At 66.7% G+C, this 898-nt stretch carries 1 pseudogene; it reads left to right on the top strand.

Annotation, left to right across the window (positions count from 1 at the left end):
* Positions 1–22 precede the first annotated feature (22 nt).
* A pseudogene (locus AB4Y92_RS25070) lies at positions 23–898 on the top strand (AMP-binding protein); the annotation flags it as partial.

Genomic DNA, 898 nt, shown 5'->3' with positions numbered 1-898 from the left:
GCTGGAGGACGCAGCCGCGCCGGTGGTGCTGACGCTGGATTCGACGCATGGCGCGACCTTCCTCCGCGAATCCGGCTGTGCGCTTCTGAATCTCGACAGGCCGCTGCCGGCAGCGGGCAGCGTGCCGGCAGCACCCGACGATCCCGAGCGCACGGCCTATGTCGTCTACACCTCCGGTTCGACCGGCCGACCCAAGGGCATTCTCGGCTCGCATGCCGCGATGCTCAGCCGCTTTGAATGGATGTGGCAGGAATTCCCGTTCGAGAGCAGCGAAATCTGCTGCAGCTAGACCGCGCTGAATTTCGTCGACTCGATCTGGGAAATGCTCGGCGGCCTGCTGAAGGGCATTCCCAGCGTCGTCGCCGATGACGCGACGGCGCGCGATCCCTTCCAGCTGCTGCAGCTTCTCGCCGATGAGCGCATCACGCGCCTCATCCTGGTGCCATCCCTGCTGGCGGCCCTGATCGAAGCTGCCCGCGCGACCGGCACCCGCCTGCCCTATCTGCGCTATCTGACATCGTCAGGCGAACTGCTTCCGAGCGACCTCGCCCGCCAGGTCACGGAACTCGGCGAGAGCGTCACGCTGATCAATCTCTACGGCTCCTCAGAGATGGCGGCCGACGCCACCTGCTGCACCGTCACCCCCGCTGCGCTGACGGGCAAGATCGTCTCGATCGGCAAGCCCATCGGGCGGATGCGCGTCCATGTCGTTGATGACCATCTCCAGCCCGTCGGCCCCGGCGTCGCGGGCGAACTCTGCGTCTCAGGCCCAGGTCTTGCGAAAGGCTATCTCGGACGCCCGGACCTGACCGGCCAGGCCTTCATTCCCAATCCGTTCGCCGCGCCCGGCGAGAGCGAGCATGCGCGGCTGTTCCGGTCCGGAGACATGGTCTCGACC

Origin of the sequence: Lysobacter sp. TAB13 (genome assembly GCF_052113885.1) — a bacterium.
GTDB lineage: Bacteria > Pseudomonadota > Gammaproteobacteria > Xanthomonadales > Xanthomonadaceae > Lysobacter > Lysobacter gummosus.
The sequence above is the reverse complement of the archived record's forward strand: the minus strand, read 5'-3'. Positions and strand labels throughout refer to the sequence as shown.